This is a genomic window from Novosphingobium sp. PhB55 (assembly GCF_004368805.1).
Lineage (GTDB): Bacteria > Pseudomonadota > Alphaproteobacteria > Sphingomonadales > Sphingomonadaceae > Novosphingobium.
In genome coordinates, this window is record NZ_SODQ01000003.1 from 337,857 (window position 1) to 357,661 (window position 19,805).

Sequence of the window (19,805 nt, forward strand, 5' to 3'; positions counted from 1 at the left end):
TTGAACGATGCTTTTCTCGATCGGGTCGGTCTCGAAGGCCCCTCTCACGGATTTCCCCAAGGGGCTTCCCATGGCGAGCTTTACGGCGAGGAATCCGGGCCGGACCTGACCGCGCTGCTCAAGACCATCATGGGGATGGTCCGCCGCAACATCGCGCTGATCGCGGCCATCGTGGCGGCAACGCTGGTGCTGGGCGTGATCGTCACGCTGCTGATCGCGCCGCGCTACAGCGCAGGCGTGCGCGTGCTGATCGAGGACCAGGCCGACCAGATCATCGAGGGCAGCGAGCTTCAGAAGGTCACCAACGTCCAGGACGCCGAGCGCTTCCTGCAGACCCAGCTCGGCATCATCCAGAGCCGCTCGCTGGCCGAAAGCGTGGTCGAAAGCGGCCGGCTCGACCGTGATCCCGCCTTCTACGAAGCGATGGGCACCGACATGCCGACGCAGGAAGACGTGCTGAAATCGGGCGGGACCAAGAAGCTGGACCAGCTTCGCAAGGAAAGCGCCATCGATTCGCTGCTCGGCAGCCTGACCGTGACGCTGCCGCCCGACAGCCGGATCGTCAGCATCAGCGTCAGCAGCCGCAGCCCCGGTTATTCCGCCAAGCTGGCGCAGCTCTATGGCGAGCGCTACATGGAGCGGAACCTCAACCAGAAGTACGACAGTTCCTCCTACGCCCGGCGTTTCCTGGCCGACCAGCTGGACGAGGCACGCGCCAAGGTCACTCAGTCCGAGCGCGATCTCAACCAGTATGCCAGCGCCGCGGGCCTGATCCGCGTGACCAGCCAGGGGCAGGACGGCAACCAGGAATCGGTGCTTTCCGTCACCAACAACACGCTGGTCCAGCTCAACGATGCGGCGGCCAAGGCCACGGCGGACCGCATCGCCGCGCAGGATCGCTGGCTGACGCTGGCCAAGGCCGCGCCGCTGGCCATTCCCGAAGTCAACGCCAACCCGGCCGTCTCCACGCTCCTGGCCGAGAAGGCCAAGGTCGAGGCGGACCTTGCCGAGGAACGCACCCGCCACCTCGACGATTTCACCACGGTGAAGTCGAAGCAGGCGGAAATCGCCGAATACGAGAGCCGCATCGGCGCCATCTCGGATTCCATCAAGAAGTCGGCCTATCTCGAATACAAGTCGTCGCAGGAGCGCGAGAAGTCGTTCTCCGGCCAGGTCGAATCGCTGCGCGGCGAAGCGCTCAAGGAGCAGGACCGCGGCGTTCAGCTGGCCGTGCTGAAGCGCATCGCAGATACCAACAAGACGCTCTACGACACCCTGCTCTCGCGCTACAATCAGCTCAACGCCACGGCCGGGGCCTCGTCCAATAACCTGACGCTGGTCGACGGCGCGGAAGTGCCGGCCAAGCCCTACTCGCCGCGTCTGCTGGTCAATATCGTTGCCTCGCTGGTGCTGGGCCTGGTGCTGGCCGCCGGTGCGGTGCTGCTGCGCGAGATCTTCGACGATGCGATCCGCTCGCCCGAGGATGTCGAGCGCAAGCTGGGCATGCCGCTGCTGGGCCTGATCCCGCTGGAGAAGGGGGGCGATGTCGCCAGCCACTTCGACGACCGCCGCTCGCGGGTGAGCGAGGCCTATCGCTCGCTGGTCACCAACTTGCGCTATTCCACCGCGACCGGCCTGCCGGAAGTGCTCATGGTCACCAGTTCGCGCGAATCCGAGGGCAAGTCCACGACCGCCCGCGCGGTGGCGCACGACATCGCCGTGCTCGGCAAGCGGGTGCTGCTGGTGGACGCCGACTTGCGGCGCCCGACGCTGCACAACTTCATGAGCGACCGGAAGGCCACGGGCCTGACCGACGTGCTGACCGGCGAAAAGACCTTCGATGCGGCCCTGCAGCCCACCGAGGTCGCCAGCCTCAGCTACATGTCGGCACTGCCCGCGCCGCCGGATCCCGCGCTGATCCTCTCGGGCGAGGGGCTGCCGCACTTCATGGAGGAGGCGCGCCGCAAGTTCGACGTGGTGGTGATCGACTCCCCGCCGCTGCTGGGCCTCTCCGATGCGGCGCTGCTGGCCAACCATGCGGACGGCGTGCTGTTCATGGTCGATGCCTCCAGCTTCCATCGCGGCGCGGTGAAATCCGCGCTGCGCCGCCTGGCCCTGATCAAGGCCAACATGCTGGGCGTGGTGCTCAACCGCTTCGACCCCAAGGTGGGCGGAGAGGACTACAACTACTATGCCGCGAGCTACTACAGCTACGGCGAAAAGGACTGACGCGAGATGACCTCGCTGATCGGTCGCACGGCGTGGATCGCCATCCTGGCCCTGGCCGCCATCGTGGCGGTGGGCGTGGAGATGGACCGGGAAGGGCGGCGCAATTTCGCCGTGGCCCAGCTTGTAGCCCGCTTCGTGCCGGCCTCGCTCCAGTCTTCCTCGCTGGAATCGCTGGCTCACGAGGCTTACGATAGCGGCGATGCGGCAAGGGGTGTGGCACTGTCGCAAGCCTTCGTGCGCCGCCGTCCGGTTCCTTCGGAAGGGCTGGCGCTGCTCGCTTACGGGCAGCTTCAAAAGGGTGAGCAGGACGCCGCGCTGCGTTCGGTGGTCCTGGCGGGGGATCGGGGCTGGCGCGACCGCTTCACGCAGGAGACGCTGGTGATGCTGGCGCTCCAGGCCGAGGAATGGAGCATCGCCGCCCAGCGCACCGTGGCGCTCTGGCGGATCGGGCTCAACGACGATCGCCTCAAGGACATGACCGCCGACCTGCTTTCGCGCCCTCAGGGGGTGGATGCCTTCGCCGCACAGGTGGGCCAGGAGAAGTACTGGGCCAACGCCTTCCTGCCCTGGGCCGGTACCGCGATCAGGCCCGAGGCGCTGAAAACGGTGGCCTCCACCATGGCCCGCAAGGGTGCCAGGGTGGACTGCGCCGCGCTTTCCCCGCGCACGCTGATGCTGGTCCGCTCCGGCCGCGCCGAAGCGGCGTCGATCCTGTGGCAGAACCTCTGCGCGAATGGACACTTCACACGGGCCGCCGATTTCGCCTTCCGCGAAGACCTGGGAGACGGCGCGCCGATCGGACCGTTCGACTGGCAATATCCCGAGGAATCCGGGCTGGATCGCAGCTTCACCGGCAGCAAGGCGGGCACCGTCCTGCATTACCGCAACCGCGAGCCGCTGCGCAGCGTGATCGCCAAGCGCAATGCGCTGCTGGCACCGGGCAACTACCGCGCCCGGATGGACGGGGCTGCTCATGCGGAAGCGGGCTTCCGGCCCATCGTCCTCCAGATCGTCTGCTATGCCGAGGATGGCACGGCGCGGCGTCTCGGCGATGCGGAAATGACCTCAGGCTCTACCGATTTCTTCATTCCGGACACGTTCTGCGCGAGCCAGGAACTCGTGATCCTCTCCGGCCGGGGCGAAGGCGAGATCGGCAGGCTGGAGATCGACCCGGCCTAGAGCGCCTTTTCGATGTGATGGTCCCGGCCCGGCGTCTTGCCAGGTTTTCCGCTTCGGAAAGGAACGACCCTGATGGGGCGAAACCGCCAAGTCGAGAGAGAATTCGGTTAAGTACCTGCCCGAATGGCTGACTTGCCGACCGGGCGGGGGACAAGGATAACTTCCCCAAAGTTCATAAGGAAATGGAAGCGCCATGAAGATTGCGATGGTAGGTTCGGGCTACGTCGGCCTTGTCTCGGGTGCCTGTTTTGCCGATTTCGGCCATGAAGTGGTCTGCATCGACAAGGACGAGACCAAGATCCAGCGGCTGCTCCACGGCATGATGCCGATCTACGAGCCGGGCCTTGCCGAGCTGGTGGAATCCAATGTGGCCGCCAAGCGCCTTTCGTTCACCACCGACCTGGCCGAAGGCATTGCCGGCGCGCAGGCGATCTTCATCGCCGTGGGCACGCCTTCGCGGCGCGGTGACGGCCATGCCGACCTCTCCTACGTCTACGCCGTGGCGCAGGAAGTGGGCGAGCACCTTTCCGGCGATGCCGTGATCGTCACCAAGTCGACCGTGCCGGTGGGCACTGGCGACGAAGTGGAACGCATCATCCGCGCATGCAATCCGCCGCACCGCGTTGCCGTGGTCTCCAACCCCGAATTCCTGCGCGAAGGCGCTGCCATCGGCGACTTCAAGCGGCCCGACCGCATCGTCATCGGCGCCGAGGACGATTTCGGCCGCGATGTCATGCGCGAGGTCTACCGCCCGCTGTTCCTCAACGAATCGCCGATCCTTTTCGTCAGCCGCCGCTCGTCGGAACTGACCAAATATGCCGCCAACGCCTTCCTGGCCGTGAAGATCACTTTCATCAACGAGATGGCCGATCTTTGCGAGAAAGTGGGCGGCAACGTGCAGGACGTGGCGCGGGGCATCGGCCTCGACAACCGCATCGGCGGCAAGTTCCTCCATGCCGGACCCGGCTATGGCGGCTCCTGCTTCCCCAAGGATACCCTGGCCCTGCTCAAGACGGCGGAGGACTACGACAGCCCGGTCCGCATCGTCGAGGCGGTGGTCAAGGTCAACGATGCCCGCAAGCGCGCCATGGGCCGCAAGGTGGTGGATGCCCTGGGCGGCGTGGACGAAGCGCGCGGCAAGCGCGTGGCCATGCTCGGCCTGACCTTCAAGCCCAATACCGACGACATGCGCGATTCGCCGTCGATCGCCATTGCCCAGACGCTGGCCGATGCCGGGGTGACCGTGGCCGCCTACGATCCCGAAGGCATGGAGCAGGCCCGCCCGCTGATGCCCGAAGTGGAGATGAAGGAAGATCCCTACGCCGCGATCGAAGGCGCCGACGCCGTCGTCCTGGTGACCGAATGGGACGCTTTCCGCGCGCTCGACCTTGTCCGCATCAAGGCCATCGCCAAGGCGCCGGTGCTGGTCGACTTGCGCAATGTCTACAAGCCCGAGCATGTCCAGGAAGCGGGCTTCACCTACCTCTCGGTAGGACGCGGCACGCGTCCCAAGGAAAAGATCCGGAACGACGGGGAACAGGCACCCAGCCCCGTGCCGGCCTGATGCGTTTCGCCTGAGTTGCCACCGGCCGAACCCGGATCCGAGCCAGTCTCGGGTCCGGGCCAGGTTCGGGCCCGATGTCTGTCATCCGGGCCGGCATCCTTTCGGCAGAGCACATCCCTTGCCATTGGACAGCCTCCGGCGCGGGCCATGGACCATGTTCTTCAAGGCGTCGTGATGCCTTGCACCATGCGGAATCTGTCGTCGTTCGAAGGGGAACCAGTCCGATGTCGCTCGTCAGGATATCCATGCCCATGCTGGCGCTGGTTCTTGCCCTTTCGGCACAAGCGGCCGGGGCGCAAGCGCCGCAAGGCCTGGCCGATCTCGTCGGTGCCCGCGCCGCGGGCGGCGAAACAGAGCTGCGCGCCCGCGGCTACGAACGCGTCAAGGCCGAGAAAAGCGACGACCGCAGCTACACTTACTGGTGGAGCGCTTCCCGGTCGCAGTGCCTTTCGGTCGCGACGAGGGAGGGGCGTTACGATTCGATCGTTGCCACCCCGGCGCCGGACTGCGGACGCAGCGCCCGCAGCGGGAATGACCGCGACCGCTCGGCCTATTACCCCGATATCGGCTACAACGCCGCCCCCTCATCGCAGCGCCAATCGCCCAGCTACGTCCAGGACCGCGACCGCTATCAGGTGGAGGGCCAGAACGTGGACCTCGGGCTGGTCTGCTTCGGGGACGGCACCCGTCCCGGCATGGCCACGAGCTACGGCTGGACGTGGAACAGCCGCACCGAGCGATACGACTACGGCAATCGCACGGAGATGACGGGGCAGCAGTTCGACGCATCGCTGATGGTGCAGCTCTGGTCCGGCGGTGGGCGCATCCGCCTGCCGAAGAAGCTGGTCCCGCCGATCAACAGCCGGGGGCAGGACGGCTGGTGGGACCTCTACGATGTGGAGCAGGGGCCGGACATGATCCGCGCCAGGTATCGGCTCAACGGACTGAACAAGCCCCAGGTCACCATCGACCGCCGCAGCGGCCGGATCAGCGTGCAGGGCACCGCGCCTTATGCTTTCAGCGGCATCTGCGATCTGGTGGATGGCAGTGATCACCGCCGCTTCTGAAGCCCTGCGGTAATTCCGGGAGGGTTTGGCGCGGCGATGAATCGCGCCGATCCTGGCGGCTCTCAGTCTTGGCGGCGTCTCGTCCGCCCCATCAGATCAGGGCGAAGTGCTGCACGATCTGCCGGTCCAGCGGCTCGGCGAAGCGGACGGAAAGGCTGCGCGAATCGCGCCGCGTGGCCGTGGCCGCGAACGGGCCTATGGCGCCGATCCAGAGCGTGAGATCGCCCTCGATGCTGGCGGCCGGGGCATCGGTCTCCACGGCGCAGCCAAGGCTGGCGAGATCGGAAATGCGCACCGCGGTGGAACCGCCAGCGCTGACGCACTCGCCATAGAGAGTCGTATTCATATTCATTCTAGTGCCTGTTCTTCTTGGGTCCGGTTTCCCGGATCCCTTTCTGGTCATCCTGCAGCCCGCGGCTTTGCCGCGTGACCTTGCGGAGTCGCCTCCGCATTTCCCTTTCTAGCGAGTTTAGAGGTCAGATTGGTGGCAGGCGAGTTACGTTTCGCAAATGACAGGCGATTTCATGATGGACGACCGTTCTTCCGGGTCGAACTGAAACGTCAGGCCACTTCGTCCTGCCTGGTCGTGCTGGTCCGCTGCGGGGGCTTGCCTTCCAGCGCTTTCACGAAGTCCTCGCGCCAGCGCTGGACGTCATTGTCGCGCACGGAAGCGAGCAGCTTGGCGTGGCGCTTGCGGCGTTCGGCCAGCGGCATGTCGAGCGCCTTGCGAATTGTTTCCGCAACGTGCTCGATCGAGTGGGGATTGACCTGGAGTGCGTCCTTCAGCTGATGCGCGGCGCCCGCGAACTGCGAAAGGATGAGCACGCCGGGGTTCTCGGGATCCTGCGCCGCGATATATTCCTTGGCGACGAGGTTCATCCCGTCGCGCAGGGGCGTGACGAGGCCGATGTCCGCCGCGCGGTAGAACCCGGCGAGCTGGTCGCGCGGATAGCCGCGATTGACGTAGCGGATCGGGACGAAGGCGACATCGGCATAAGCGCCGTTGATGTGCCCGGTCTTGCGCTCCAGGTCCTCGCGGATCTGCTGATAGCTGGCGACGTCCCCGCGCGAAGGGGGCGCGATCTGGAGCAGCACGGCCTTGCCGGCATCGTCCGGGTTGTCGGCCAGGAAACGACCGAAAGCCTCGAAGCGCTCGCCAAGGCCCTTCGAATAGTCGAGTCGGTCGACGCCGATCAGGATCTTGCGGCCGCGCACGCTGGACTTCAGCCGGTCATGCGCTTCCTTGGCCCCCGGGCCGGCGGCGGATTCGGTGAATTCCGCGAAGTCGATGCCGATCGGGAAGGCGCGGGCGATGATCTTGCGGCCCTGGTACTCGACGGAATTGTCGAGATTGACCTTCAGGCCCATTTCCTTCTGCACATAGTGCAGGAAGCTTTCCAGCCATTCGGTGTTCTGGAAACCGATCACGTCGTATTCCAGCATCGAGGCCACGAGGCGTTCGTGGAACGGCAGCGAGACCAGCAGGCGCGTGGGCGGCCAAGGCGTGTGGAGGAACAGGCCCATGCGGTTCTTCACGCCCTTTTCGCGCAGCTGCGAGCCGAGCGGGAGCAAGTGATAGTCGTGGACCCAGACCAGGTCCTCGTTCTCGATCAGCGGCAGCACCGAATCGGCGAAGCGGGCATTCACCCGTTCATAGCCTTCGCCGAAATTGCGGTCGTATTCGGTCAGGTCGATGCGGTAGTGGAACAAGGGCCAGAGCGTGCGATTGGCATAACCGTTGTAGTATTCCTCGATATCCTGCGGTTCGAGGTCGATCGTGGCAGTGGTGATGCCGTCGTTGCGCTGCATGTCGAGGTGGCCGGTGAAGTCCTCGGTCTCCTGCCCGGACCAGCCGAACCATATGCCGCCATGTTCGCGAAGTGCGGAGTTGAGCGCCACCGCGAGCCCTCCCTGCGCCCCGGCGGCCCCAGCCGCCTTGGGAACCGAGACCCGGTTCGAGATGACGATCAGTCTACCCATTTACATTCCCCTGTGACGCGTCCGCGAGCACAGAGCGGACGCGTTTTGCGGGACCGGCGAGCATTCCGCGAAATTCGCCTGAGGCAAATCTCGAAACGGACTCAGCGCCAGTCCCGCCAAGACCGGGACAGTTGCCCGGCACAATTGATGATACCTACTAGCGAATAGGTCTGCGGAAAGTTCCCCCACAGCTCGCCGGTCTCGAAATCCATGTCCTCGGAAAGCAGGCCGGAGCGGGTGCGGTGATTGAGCATGGCCTCGAACAGGCGGCGCGCCTCTTCGTCCTGGCCGCTGCGGTGCAGCGCCTCGATCAGCCAGAAGGTGCAGATGTTGAAGGCGGTTTCGGGCAGGCCGAAGTCGTCCTCGCTATCGTAGCGCAGCATGTGTTCGCCGCGGCGCAGGGCCTTCTGCACCGCCTGGAGCGTGGCCTGGAACCGCGGATCGTCGGCATCGACGTAGCGCAGCTCGACCATCTGCAGCAGGCTGGCGTCGAGCTGGGATCCGCCGAAGCTGGCGGCATAGTGGCCCCCGGCACCGCCATCGTCGAAGTCGGCGCCCTCGACCGCGTGCCAGGCATGTTCGTCGATGTTCTTGCGCACGGTGGCCGCACGCTCGCGCCAGATCGCGGCGCGGTCGTGCAGTTCCAGGAACTCGGCGGCATTGGCCAGGCGGTCGCAGGCGGCCCAGCTCATGACGCTGCTATAAGTATGCACGGCCGTGCGGGTGCGCAGTTCCCAAAGTCCGGCGTCGGGCTGGTCGTGAGTCTTCCAGGCCATTTCGCCCACTTGTTCCAGGCTGGCGAAATCCTCGTGCGTGGCGATGCGCAGCAGGCGCTGGTCGGAAAACGCCTGGATCGCGGGCAGGACGATCTGCCCGTAGCAGTCGTTCTGGACCTGGTAATAAGCCGCATTGCCGATGCGCACCGGACCCATGCCGCGGTAGCCTGCCAGGTCCGGCGCTTCCCATTCGATGATCTCGCGTCCGCCGCTCACCGCATAGAGCGGCTGGATCGCGCCGCCCTCGGCATCGTCGATGATGTTGCGCAAGTAGGAGAGGTATTTCTCCAGCACGTCCAGCGCGCCCAGGTGGTTGAGGGCCTGGACCGTGTAATAGGCGTCGCGGATCCAGCAATAGCGGTAGTCCCAGTTGCGCTGGCTGCCCGGCGCTTCGGGAATCGAGGTGGTGAGCGCGGCGACGATCGCGCCGGTCTCCTCGTGCTGGCAGAGCTTGAGCGTGATCGCGGCGCGGATCACCGCGTCCTGCCAGTCCAGCGGGGTGGCCAGCCCGCGCACCCAGAGCCGCCAGTAGTCGCCGGTGTGGCGCAGCATCGATTCCAGCTCGTGCTCGATATCGCCGGTGAAGGGCTCGTCCGGGCCGAGGAAGAAGTGCTGGGTGGTTTCGAGCCGGTAGTAACGCTCGTCCAAGACGTAGCCCACCGGGGCATTGGTGGTGAGCCGCAGGGTGTTGCGCTCCACCAGGTAGCGGATGTGGTTGGAGCCGCGCGTGACGGGCGCGAGCTGCGCGCCGTAGCCGCTCATCGGCGTCAGCACCGTGCGGATGCGCGGCGAACCGCTGACCGGGCGAACGATGCGCGCATAGGCGACAGGGCGATAGGTCCGGCTCGAGCGTTCGAACCGAGGGCAGAAGTCGATGACTTCCACCACCCCGCCGCCCGCGTCTTCCAGCCGGGTGATCAGGATCGGCGTGTTGCGCGAATAGCGCTGGGTGACCGAGACCTGGTTTTCCAGCTCGAAGCGCCAGGTGCCCGCGTCCTGCCCTTCCGCGCCGCGGAGCAAGGCGCAGAACGTGGGGTCTCCATCGACCCGGGGAACGCAGCCCCAGACGAGGGCGCCGCTGGTGTCGATCAGGCCGGAGACCTGGCAATTGCCGATGGGCCAGAGTTCGAGCGAGCTCATGCCGGGCTGTTCTCCCTATTCGAATGTGAAGCGTGGTCTGGCGTGGCGCCCGCGAGCCAGTCGTGCACGGCGGGTACACCGTCCAGCCGCCAGCGGGCGAGAGTCCGGCGCATCGGCCCGACAAGAATTCCCGCGCCGCCGAGCCGGGTCACGGCCGCGAAAGCGTCCTCGTCGGTCACGTCATCGCCTGCGAAGAGCGGCCTGGCACCGGCGAACGGCGCCATTTGCATGAAACGATCGACCGCGCTGCCCTTGTCGGAACCGGGCATCGACAGTTCGATCACCTGCTTGCCGTGCTTCAGTTTCAGGCCGAACGCCTCGCCGGTCTCGGCCGCGCAGGCGAGCAGGGCGGGCATGGCTTCGGGCCGGCGGCGGTAATGGACGGCGATGCTGAACGGCTTCGGCTCCACCAGCAGGTCGCCGTTGGCCCGGGCAAAGTCCGAAAGGCGCTGCGCGACCACCGGGGGCAGGGGCTGGGCGAGCGGGACGACATCGCGGGTGCCCGCGGCCCGAAACTCGCCGCCATGCGATCCGGCGACCGCCACGTCGAGCGGCCCGAGCATGGCTTCCAGCGCATCGAGCGAACGCCCGGTCACGATCGCGAAGCGTCCGTCCAGGCGCTGCGACAGGCGCGCGATCCTTTTCGGCAGGTCGGGGGGGACGATCACCCCGTCAGGATGGTCGGCAATCTCGACGAGCGTGCCGTCGAAGTCGAGGAACAGCGCAATCGGTTCATCCGCGTCGAGGAGAGCGGAGACGACCTTGGCTTCCGTGTCGAAGGCTTCCGTGTCGAATTCCGGGCGAAATCCGGGCGTCAGAGGAGGAGGAGGCGGCAGATCGCGCGGAATTGCGCCATGTTCCGCCAGCGATGGACTTTCGCGTGGATCGGTCATTACGTTCAGTCTTGCACCTTCGAAAGAGGATGGCCACCCCTCTTGCGGCGAAACTTGCGCCGGATCGGCCGAATGTCGCAGTGCAACGAACGGTCGTCTCCAGGGTTCCAAACCGGCCCGAGAGCGCGTCCCAAAGACGGGCGAAATCAGGTGCATTTTGGCGCCAAGAGGCTGCGGTTCATGGAATTTTCCGCACAAGTCGCAGAAATTGTCATCGTATTGGCGCAGGAACACGATTTCCTTCTCCCGCCGTTGATGGCAGGGCGCTCTCACACGCAAATGCGAAAAGGCATGGAATGAAGCAGATCATCGCATTCGATCTCGACGGAACCCTGGCGCTGAGCAAGCAGCCGCTGACCGAAGAGATGGCGCAGCTCATGGCCGGACTGCTGGAAGTGGCGCAAGTCGCCGTGATTTCCGGTGGCGACTGGCCCCAGTTCGACAAGCAGGTGGCCAGCCGCCTGCCCGCCCATGCCGACCGTTCGCGGCTTTGGCTGATGCCGACCAGCGGCGCCAAGCTCTACGTCCACAAGGATGAGGCCTGGACCCCGGTCTACGCCGAACTGTTCACCGACGAACAGAAGCGCGAGATTCTGGAGGCTTTCGACGCCTCGCTCGCCGCCACCGGCTTCACCCCGGAAGAGACCTGGGGCGAACGGATCGAGGATCGCGGCAGCCAGATCACCTTCTCGGCGCTCGGCCAGCAGGCCCCGCTTGAAGCCAAGGAAGTCTGGGATCCCGACTTCGCCAAGCGCAAGGTGATCCAGGCCGACCTGGTGAAGCGCTTGCCCGGCGTTTCGGTGAATCTCGGCGGCGCCACTTCGGTGGACGTCACCCAGCCCGGTGTCGACAAGGCCTGGGGCCTCAAGCGCCTGGCCGAGCACAGCGGCGTGGCCGAGGCCGACATGCTGTTCATCGGTGATGCCATCTTCCCCGGCGGCAACGACTATCCGGCGAAGGCCATGGGCCTCGACACGATCTGCGTGCGCGATGCCGGCGATACCGCCAATGTGATCGCGGCGATCATCGCCTGCCAGAAGGCGGGCTGACGGCAACGCCTCCCGCGCGAACCGGCGGGTGCCTGCCTTCTACCTGACGCTGATCGCGGTCCTGCTCGCCGGCTTCGGCGCGCGGGACCAGGTCACGATCGCCGGTCTTGCCGCACGGCAGGGGCGGCGGCCGGGTGTCCTGCTGGTCGCCCTGCTGAGCGCGGTGCTCACCGCCGCCTTCGCTGCCTGGCTGGCGGGGCTGATGCTGGCGGAACTGCCGCCACCGGCGCGGGCCATATTCGCAGGCATGGCGCTCGGGCTGGCGGGACTGGAATCACTGGTCCTCGTGCCGCGCCGCCGCCCGGCCGAGCCGACCAATTCGCTGGGCGCGCTGCTGCTGGTGCTGCTCGCCAACCAGGCGACTGACGCGGCCCGCTTCCTGATCTTCGGCATGGGCGTGGGCATGGCGGCGCCGCTGGCTTCCGGTGCGGCGGGTGCCGTGGGCGGGGCCGTGCTGGCCGCAGCGGCCTGGGCTGGCCCTCATCTACTCGATCTTGCCGCCTTGCGCTGGGTCCGGCGGATCGTCGGGCTTGGCCTGCTTGCGGCGGCGCTGGTTCTGTTCCTGCGGGAATTTTCGATACTCTGATCGGAAATTGATCGTGAACCGGGGGTTCAATTCCGCGTTCACAAATCTACATAAGACATCGAGGGCCAGGGCCAGATCGCCAAGGCCGGCATGCAACGTCACACAGCAATTGGGGAACCACGGCATGACATCCAAGGACAATTCCAGGGCCGCTCTGATCGACAGCCTGAACGGGCTGCTGGCCGACACCTTCGCGCTCTACATCAAGACGAAGAACTTCCACTGGCACGTCCGCGGCCCGCAGTTCCATGACCTGCACTTGCTGTTCGACACCCAGGCCGGCGAGATCTTCGGCCTGACCGACCTCATTGCCGAGCGCGTTCGCAAGCTGGGCGGCACCACCATGACCTCGATCGGCTCGATCGCCGCGAAGACCTCGGTCGCGAACCAGGACGATACTGGCCTGGATGCGATGGGCATGGTCAAGGAACTGTTCGAAGACAACAGCGCCTATGTCGCGGCGCTCAAGTCCACCAAGGAACTGGCCGGCGAAGCGGGCGACAACGCCACCGACGGCATTATCGACGACTGGACCGACCAGGCCGAGCAGCGCGCCTGGTTCCTGCGCGAAATTCTCGCCTGACAGGAGTGAGGGGCCACCCGCCTGCGGGCTGGCCCTTTCCGGCGCGGAAACGCCGTCCCTTTGCGGGTCCGTTCCGGAAGCAGGATGGCGTCGCTCCCCACCGGGGGCGGCGCCGTTCGCGTTTACAGGTTCGGCCGCCGGGGGCTGGACGCAAGCTCCCTCTCGCGCAATCGGCAAAACCGGCTTAAGCAACGCGGATGCCGAAACTCGAAATCATCGAAGGCGCCGACGATGGCGCCATCGCCGCCTGGTTTGCCGAGCGCCTCAGGGCCGCGCTGGCGACCAGCCCGGAGGACATCGCGATCACCGTCCCCGGCGGTTCCACCCCGTTCCCGATCTTCGACCGCCTGGCGGCGATGGACCTGCCCTGGCACCGCATCGCGGTCTGGCCGGGAGACGACCGCATCGTCGACGAGGATCATGCCGCCAGCAATGTCGGCAAGATCCGCGCCCGCCTGGAGCCGGTCGGCGCACGGATCGTGCCGCTGACCGAAGAGGCCCAGCCGCCGCACTTTGCCATCGCCTGGCTGGGCATGGGCGGGGACGGGCACATCGCCTCGCTCTTTCCCAACACGGACCCGCAGGTCGACGATCCCCACGCGGTCCGCCGGATCACCCCCGACCCACTGCCGCCCGAAGCGCCGTTCGACCGCCTGAGCCTGACGATCCCGGCGCTGACCGACAGCGACGAGATCGTCTTCGTGATCCGCGGTGCGGACAAGCGCGCCGTGTTCGACGCCGCGATCCGGGGCGAGCATGACCTGCCCGTCGCCCGGCTGCTGCGCGCGGCCCGGCACAAGGTGACCTGCTTCTGCTGAACGGCCTGCTGAACCTGCTCCCGGCGCCGCTGCACCGGACGCTCTACCGCCTGGCCCACTGGGGCCGCAGGCAGGTGTGGCGGGTGCGGCGCCCGCGTCTCGACGGGGTGCGGGTGCTCGCGCTCGATGCCCGGGGACAGGTGCTGCTGGTGCGACATTCCTACGGTTCGGGAAAATGGATGCCGCCGGGCGGCGGTCTCAACCGGGGCGAGGAGGCGGTCACGGCGGCGCGCCGCGAATTGCTGGAGGAAACCGGCTGCACGCTGGCCGATGCACGGCTGCTCATGGTCGCCACCGAGGACCTCGTGGGCGCGAGCAATCACGTCCACATCGTTGCGGGCCGGACGCAGGACAGCCCGCATGTCGATGGCCGCGAGATCGTCGAGGCCCGTTTCTTCGCCCTCGATGCCTTGCCGTCACGGATGGCCGCGCGGCTACCGGGGGAGCTGCAGCTGTGGGTGTCCGAATATGCGCGATGACCGGGTGGAGGGCGCCAAGGCTGTGCCGATCGGCCTCGAAACGGAGCGCCTCCTGCTGAGACGCCCGATCCGCTCCGATTTCGAGCCGATGCGCCAGATGTTCTGCGATACGCAGGTCGTTGCCCATATCGGCGGATCTCCGCTTTGCCGTGCCGAGGCCTGGGCGCGGTTCCAGCGCGATGTCGGGCACTGGACGCTCGAAGGCTTCGGCCAGTTCACGGTGCTGGAGAAGGCGTCGGGCCGTTATGTCGGCAAGCTCGGCCATGCCCGCTTCATGCGCGACTTGGGCGCGCGGGCGGAAACCGAGGTGGAAATGACATGGACCCTGGCCTCCGGGTTCCACGGCCAGGGTTATGCCACCGAGGCCGGCCGCGCGGCGCTTGAATGGTTCGATGCGCACGGGGCGCGGCGCACGGCCTGCATCGTCGCGGAAGCGAATCGGGCGTCGCTGAAGCTGGCGGAAAAGCTGGGCTACCGCGAGGTCGAACGGCTGGCGGGCGCCAGCGGCGCGCGGGTCGTGCTGGTGCGCGAGGGGTGACGGGGGCGGGGTTGATGGCGGAGGGGTTGATGGCGGGCCGGGACGACCGTCCGGCCGGATCGCGCCTTCTGCTAGAGTAGCGGCAATTGCCCATCCTTGGGCGGCCGGCTGTCTTCCTCGCCGCGTTCCAGCGCCGAAAGCGTCAGGCCCATCAGCCGGATCGGCTGGGGCAGGGGCAGCAGCTCCTCCAGCAGCGCATGGCCGAGGGCGGAGAATTCCGCCTTGTCCGCCACGAAATGGTGCAGCGAACGTGCGCGCGTGAGCGTCTGGAAATCGGCGTAGCGCAGCTTCAGCGTGACCGTGCGCCCGCGGGCTTCGGCGCGCTGCACCCGGTCCCAGACGATGTCGACGATATTGCCGAGCGTCTCGCGCAGGGCCTCGGTGCCCTGGATGTTGTCGAAGAACGTGCGCTCGCCCCCTACCGACTTGCGCGGGCGATTGGCGCGCACTTGCCGCAGGTCCACCCCGCGCGCGGCCTGGTAGAGGTATTCCGCGAAGCTGCCGAACTGCGCGCGCAGGAAGCCGATGTCCCGGGCGCGCAGGTCCGCGCCGGTCTCTATGCCGAGCCGCGCCATCTTCTCGGCCCCGCGCGGGCCCACGCCGTGGAAACGGCGAACCGGCAGGACGGCCACGAACTGGGCGCCCTGGCCAGGGCGGATCACGCAGAGCCCGTCGGGCTTGTTCTGGTCGCTGGCGAGCTTGGCCAGGAACTTGTTGTAGGAAACCCCGGCGCTGGCGGTCAGGCCGGTTTCCGCCTTGATGCGCCGGCGGATCTCCTCGGCGATGCGGGTGGCGGAGCCGATGCCCTTGAGATCGGCGGTGACGTCGAGATAGGCTTCGTCCAGGGAGAGCGGTTCGACATGCGGGGTATAGTCGTGGAAGATCGCGCGGATCTGCTGGCTCACCTCGCGGTAGACCTCGAAGCGGGGCTTGCGGAAGATCAGGTCCGGGCAAAGCCGCGCCGCCCGGACCGAGGGCATGGCCGAACGGACGCCGAAAGTGCGCGCCTCGTAGCTGGCCGCGGCCACCACCCCGCGCAGAGAGGAGCCGCCCACCGCCACCGGCTTGCCGCGCAGGGCGGGATCGTCGCGCTGTTCCACACTGGCGTAGAAGGCGTCCATGTCGACATGGATGACCTTGCGCAGGCCGTCCGCTTCGTCCCCGGCGGCCGATTCGGTTTCGTGCGCTGCCATGACGGTCCTATAGGCCGCGGCGATATAGGCCGTATACGTCCAAGAGCAGGGACCGGCAAAAGCACGGGCCGGTAAAAGCATGAGCCAAGGCGCGAAAAAGCTGGCCAGTCCGGTCCAAGTGCTGCATGCGCCGGGGATGACCTCCGACACAGCGAATCCCGCGCCGTTTCCGATGCGGGGGGTCGAGTTCGTCGTCCTCATGGCCGCGCTGCAGGCTCTCCAGGCGCTCTCGATCGATATCATGTTGCCCGCTCTGGGCGAGATCAGCCGCGACCTTTCGGTCGTCGATCCCAATCAGCGACAGCTGATCGTAGGGGTGTTCCTGATCTGCACGGGCCTCGGCTCGCTGTTTCCCGGCGCCATCGCCGACCGTTACGGACGCCGGCCGGTGCTGCTCTTCGCAATTGCCGCCTATGTCCTGAGCGCGCTGGCCTGCGCGGTGGTGACCACGTTCCCGATGATGCTGGCCGCTCGCGCCGTGGCGGGTCTGTGCACTTCGGCGCTGATGGTCATGCCGATGACGGTCATTCGCGATCGCTTCGAGGGCGACCGGATGGCGAGCATGCAATCGCTGGTGTCGATGACGTTCATGGTCGTGCCGATGATCGCGCCGATGGTGGGGCAGGGCGTCATGCTGGTGGCGGGATGGCGCTGGATATTCGGCCTGATCAGCGTGCTGGGCACGTGCGTCTGCATCTGGACGGCGCTGCGCCTGCCCGAGACGCTCCACCCCGATTACCGCCAGGAAATCCGGCCCAGGGTTATCGCCACCAACATGGCGCTCACCCTGCGCACGCGTGAGGCCGTGGGCTATCTCTTCGGCGTGGGCTTCGTGCAGGGCGCGATGTTCGGCTATATCAACAGCGCGCAGCAGCTGGTGGCCGAGCACTTCGGCGCCGGCTTCTTCTTCCCCGCGGTGTTCGGCGGCATGGCGCTGGTCATGGCCTCCACCAACTTCGTCAATTCGCGGATCGTGCAGCGCTACGGCGCGCGGCGCGTCTCGCAGACGGCGCTGTTCGGCTATATCGCCAGCTCCGTGCTGCACTTCTTCCTCGCTCTCGAGGGCGAGACGCTGTGGGTCTTCATTCCGCTGATGACCTTCTCGATGTGCATGATGAGCTTCATCGGCTCGAACTTCCAGTCGATCGCGATCCAGCCTTTCGCGCGCACGGCGGGGGCGGCGGCCTCGATCATGTCGTTCGTGCGGATGGTGATGGGCGCCGTGCTGGGCGCGCTGATCGGGCAGGCCTATGACGGCACGCCCCGGCCGATCCTGGCATCGATGGTGGCAGCAGGGCTGACGGCGCTGATCTTCGTGCTCTATTCCGAGCGCGGCAGGCTGTTCCGCCGCCTCAACTATCCTCCCGGCTACTACGCGCCCGGCAAGCGTCCCTGAGACGCGGCCGCTGCGCGCTTTCGGCGGCGCCGGACATGAAAAAGCGATCCAGGGCGCTTGGCCCCGGATCGCTTTTTCGTGCCATCCGCCTCACTTGTGGCAAGGCGGAGCGATCACCGTGTCGGTACTAGACCGCTCGGCCGCCGCGGAAGAGCTGGACGAGGCCGACGACGATCGCGATGACCAGCAGGACGTGGATCAGCGCGCTCGATACGTGGAATACCACGAAGCCGAGGAGCCAGAGGACCAGCAGAATGGCGGCAATGGTGAAGAGCATGGCGGTTCTCCCTAATTGTTACAAATTGTGAAACGCACCGGGGGGCGGGAGGCTCCCACCGGTTCGCCGTAGTTTTCATATGTTTCATGGCGCTTGAGGCGAATCCGGGCAGGATCGGGCCGCGCAACGGTTCGTCTCAGGCGCGGCGCGGGCGGCAGATTGGCAGGGGCGCTCCGGTTGTCCGCCGGGGCGAGTCGCGGCATGGTCTCCCTGCGACCGCGAATCGCCCTTGGGCGCATCTCGCCGCGAGTTCCTCGGGTCCACCGCATATCGTTTCGCAGAGCCGCAAGGTCGGCCGCGACGTCCAGCAAGCCGGAGCCTTCGGGCTTTCGTTTTCCCGGATCCCCTGTCGTCCTGTCACGCGCAAGGCAGGCGTGACCCCGGCTTTCTCAGTGGATGGCCGTGCGGCGCATCCCCCGTTCATCAAATCTTGGCCAGGGCTCTCAATTGCCGCCGCGAGAGAGCGGGGCGGGGCGCGTCCCCTGCCGCGTCGGACAGCCTGCGCGCTTCTTCGAGCGCCGACCAGACATGAGACAGCTTCTCGCCGCGCGAGGTGCTGACGCGGTGATCCCAGGCATGGGCGCCGAGGCGTTCGACTTCGCGGGCGATGCCGCCGTAGATATTGGCTGCCGAGAGCACGGCCCAGCGCTGGCGGAAGGCCAGGCGCGTCGCGCCCACTCTGGCGGAGCTTTCGTAGTCCCGCGCGAGGGCGCAGGCGCGGGCCACCATCGGCACCAGTACCGCCCGGTAGTGCGGCTTGGTCACTTCGCCGGGCGGAATGTCCGCCTCCACCAGCCATTCGATCGGCAGGTAGCAGCGCCCCTGTGCGTCGTCTTCCCAGAGGTCGCGGACGATATTGGCGATCTGGAAGGCGATGCCGAGGTCGCAGGCACGGTCCAGTGTATCGTCGTCATCGGGGGCGACGCCCATGACCGCGGCCATCATCACGCCCACCGCGCCGGCGACGTGATAGCAATAGCGCAGCATGTCCGCCTGTGTCCGCGGGCGCCAGTCGGCCGCGTCGAGGGCGAAACCGGCCAGGACATCCTCGACCATGGCGTCCGTCAGCGGCACTTCGCGCGCCAGTTGGCCGAGTGCGTCGAAGGCAGGCGTTCCGGTGGTTTCGCCCGCCATCGCCAGTTCGGTGAGGGTGCGGATCGTCGCCAGCCGGTCTTCGGGCGAGAGCCGGGTGCCAAGCCGCACCGGGCCGGTGGCGCGGCCATGATCCTGCTCGTCGGCAATGTCGTCGCAGGCGCGGCACCAGGCGTAGAGCAGCCAGACGCGCTCACGCGTCTCGCGGTCGAACAGGCGGCTGGCGGCGGAGAAACTCTTCGATCCCTTGCGGATGGAGCGGTGGGCCTCCTTGACGAGGCGGGCGCGATCGAGCGCCACCCCGCCCTGGAGCATGCCGTTCCGGGCCGCGGTTTCGAGGAGGTTGTCAGTCGCCACCCGCAAGCCTCACAGCGTGTCCGGGTCCATCCTGACGATCGGGACGATCGGCTCGTGGGCCTCCATGCGTTCGAGCAGGAGGTCGAGTTCGGTCTCGGCCAGGATGATGCCCTGGTGGGCCGGGCGGACGAAGCCGACTTCGGCCATGTGGCGGTTGAAAGCCAGCAGCCCGTCATAGAAGCCGAAGGAATTGAGCACGCCCACCGGCTTGTCGTGATAGCCGAGCTGGGCCCAGCTTACCGCTTCCCACAGCTCGTCCATGGTGCCCACGCCGCCGGGCAGCACCAGGAACGCGTCGGACAGGCGCGTGAACTCGGCCTTGCGCTCGTGCATGGTCTTGACGACGTGAAGCTCGGTGCAGTCGTGGTTGGCCACTTCGCCGCCCTTGCCGCCGGCGCCGGTGAGGGCCTCGGGGATCACGCCGATCACTTCGCCGCCCTGTTCGAGAGCGCCGGCAGCCACGGCGCCCATCAGGCCCAGGCGGCCGCCGCCGTAGACGACGCCGATGCCGCGGGCGGCAAGGGCCGAGCCCACGTCGCGGGCAAGCTGGACGTAGCGGGGATCGGCGGGGGTGGCGGAGCCGCAGTAGACGGCGATGCGTTTCATGAC

At 66.8% G+C, this 19,805-nt stretch carries 19 protein-coding genes; 11 read left to right on the forward strand and 8 right to left on the reverse strand.

The features are described 5' to 3' along the window. The 4 genes from EDF57_RS09035 (at position 1) to EDF57_RS09050 (ending at position 6,039) form a co-directional block, all read left to right on the forward strand. Positions 1 to 2,229 carry a polysaccharide biosynthesis tyrosine autokinase gene (locus EDF57_RS09035; RefSeq protein WP_166675218.1) on the forward strand — a complete coding sequence of 743 codons (2,229 nt, stop codon included), beginning with the start codon at positions 1 to 3 and terminating at the stop codon, positions 2,227 to 2,229. 6 nt (positions 2,230 to 2,235) lie between these two features. Then, positions 2,236 to 3,408: a hypothetical protein gene (locus EDF57_RS09040; protein ID WP_132268396.1), complete on the forward strand. Its 1,173-nt coding sequence runs from the start codon at positions 2,236 to 2,238 to the stop codon at positions 3,406 to 3,408. Between the two features lie 193 nt (positions 3,409 to 3,601). Continuing rightward, a complete protein-coding gene (locus tag EDF57_RS09045) occupies positions 3,602 to 4,972 on the forward strand; it encodes a UDP-glucose/GDP-mannose dehydrogenase family protein (protein WP_132268398.1) in 1,371 nt (456 codons plus the stop codon). Between the two features lie 224 nt (positions 4,973 to 5,196). Beyond that, entirely contained in the window at positions 5,197 to 6,039 is an 843-nt protein-coding gene (locus EDF57_RS09050; protein ID WP_166675219.1) for a hypothetical protein, read from the forward strand. Between the two features lie 91 nt (positions 6,040 to 6,130). Here EDF57_RS09050 and EDF57_RS09055 read toward each other — a convergent pair whose 3' ends face one another. The 4 genes from EDF57_RS09055 to otsB form a co-directional block, all read right to left on the reverse strand. Then, positions 6,131 to 6,391 carry a hypothetical protein gene (locus EDF57_RS09055; RefSeq protein ID WP_243654367.1) on the reverse strand — a complete coding sequence of 87 codons (261 nt, stop codon included), beginning with the start codon at positions 6,389 to 6,391 and terminating at the stop codon, positions 6,131 to 6,133. A 209-nt stretch (positions 6,392 to 6,600) separates the two neighbouring features. Beyond that, complete coding sequence (gene otsA / locus EDF57_RS09060) at positions 6,601 to 8,019, reverse strand: alpha,alpha-trehalose-phosphate synthase (UDP-forming) (RefSeq protein WP_132268399.1); 1,419 nt, start codon at positions 8,017 to 8,019, stop codon at positions 6,601 to 6,603. A 101-nt stretch (positions 8,020 to 8,120) separates the two neighbouring features. Then, positions 8,121 to 9,935, reverse strand: coding sequence for a glycoside hydrolase family 15 protein (locus EDF57_RS09065; protein WP_132268401.1), 1,815 nt, complete (start codon positions 9,933 to 9,935; stop codon positions 8,121 to 8,123). Beyond that, positions 9,932 to 10,828 carry a trehalose-phosphatase gene (gene otsB / locus EDF57_RS09070; protein WP_134093964.1) on the reverse strand — a complete coding sequence of 299 codons (897 nt, stop codon included), beginning with the start codon at positions 10,826 to 10,828 and terminating at the stop codon, positions 9,932 to 9,934. The genes EDF57_RS09065 and otsB overlap by 4 nt, the downstream gene beginning before the upstream one ends. Before the next feature lie 296 nt (positions 10,829 to 11,124). On the opposite strand from otsB, the gene EDF57_RS09075 reads away from it, so the two are divergent. The 6 genes from EDF57_RS09075 (at position 11,125) to EDF57_RS09100 (ending at position 14,881) form a co-directional block, all read left to right on the forward strand. Further along, a complete protein-coding gene (locus tag EDF57_RS09075) occupies positions 11,125 to 11,877 on the forward strand; it encodes an HAD-IIB family hydrolase (protein ID WP_132268405.1) in 753 nt (250 codons plus the stop codon). A gap of 28 nt (positions 11,878 to 11,905) precedes the next feature. Beyond that, on the forward strand, positions 11,906 to 12,463 hold the full coding sequence (locus tag EDF57_RS09080) for a hypothetical protein (RefSeq protein WP_134093965.1): 558 nt from the start codon (positions 11,906 to 11,908) through the stop codon (positions 12,461 to 12,463). A 124-nt stretch (positions 12,464 to 12,587) separates the two neighbouring features. After that, positions 12,588 to 13,046, forward strand: a complete 459-nt coding sequence (locus EDF57_RS09085) for a DNA starvation/stationary phase protection protein (RefSeq protein ID WP_132268409.1) — start codon at positions 12,588 to 12,590, stop codon at positions 13,044 to 13,046. 197 nt (positions 13,047 to 13,243) lie between these two features. After that, entirely contained in the window at positions 13,244 to 13,864 is a 621-nt protein-coding gene (locus EDF57_RS09090; RefSeq protein WP_134093966.1) for a 6-phosphogluconolactonase, read from the forward strand. Positions 13,865 to 13,947: 83 nt separating this feature from the next. Further along, positions 13,948 to 14,343 carry an NUDIX domain-containing protein gene (locus EDF57_RS09095; protein ID WP_243654368.1) on the forward strand — a complete coding sequence of 132 codons (396 nt, stop codon included), beginning with the start codon at positions 13,948 to 13,950 and terminating at the stop codon, positions 14,341 to 14,343. Next, on the forward strand, positions 14,333 to 14,881 hold the full coding sequence (locus tag EDF57_RS09100) for a GNAT family N-acetyltransferase (RefSeq protein ID WP_166675220.1): 549 nt from the start codon (positions 14,333 to 14,335) through the stop codon (positions 14,879 to 14,881). Before EDF57_RS09095 ends, EDF57_RS09100 begins: the two co-directional genes overlap by 11 nt. A gap of 71 nt (positions 14,882 to 14,952) precedes the next feature. Here EDF57_RS09100 and dinB read toward each other — a convergent pair whose 3' ends face one another. Then, positions 14,953 to 16,074, reverse strand: coding sequence for a DNA polymerase IV (gene dinB / locus EDF57_RS09105; RefSeq protein ID WP_134093968.1), 1,122 nt, complete (start codon positions 16,072 to 16,074; stop codon positions 14,953 to 14,955). Between the two features lie 172 nt (positions 16,075 to 16,246). Between dinB and EDF57_RS09110 the strand changes: the two genes are divergently transcribed. Then, positions 16,247 to 17,470, forward strand: coding sequence for a multidrug effflux MFS transporter (locus EDF57_RS09110; RefSeq protein ID WP_243840970.1), 1,224 nt, complete (start codon positions 16,247 to 16,249; stop codon positions 17,468 to 17,470). A gap of 127 nt (positions 17,471 to 17,597) precedes the next feature. On the opposite strand, the gene EDF57_RS09115 is transcribed toward EDF57_RS09110, so the two are convergent. The 3 genes from EDF57_RS09115 to EDF57_RS09125 form a co-directional block, all read right to left on the reverse strand. After that, positions 17,598 to 17,747 (reverse strand): lmo0937 family membrane protein, encoded by a 150-nt coding sequence (locus EDF57_RS09115; RefSeq protein WP_132268417.1) that lies wholly within the window; start codon positions 17,745 to 17,747, stop codon positions 17,598 to 17,600. A 423-nt stretch (positions 17,748 to 18,170) separates the two neighbouring features. Next, a complete protein-coding gene (locus EDF57_RS09120; protein WP_134094168.1) occupies positions 18,171 to 19,154 on the reverse strand; it encodes a phytoene/squalene synthase family protein in 984 nt (327 codons plus the stop codon). Positions 19,155 to 19,205: 51 nt separating this feature from the next. Beyond that, positions 19,206 to 19,802, reverse strand: coding sequence for a TIGR00730 family Rossman fold protein (locus tag EDF57_RS09125; protein ID WP_132268419.1), 597 nt, complete (start codon positions 19,800 to 19,802; stop codon positions 19,206 to 19,208). Positions 19,803 to 19,805: the final 3 nt, after the last annotated feature.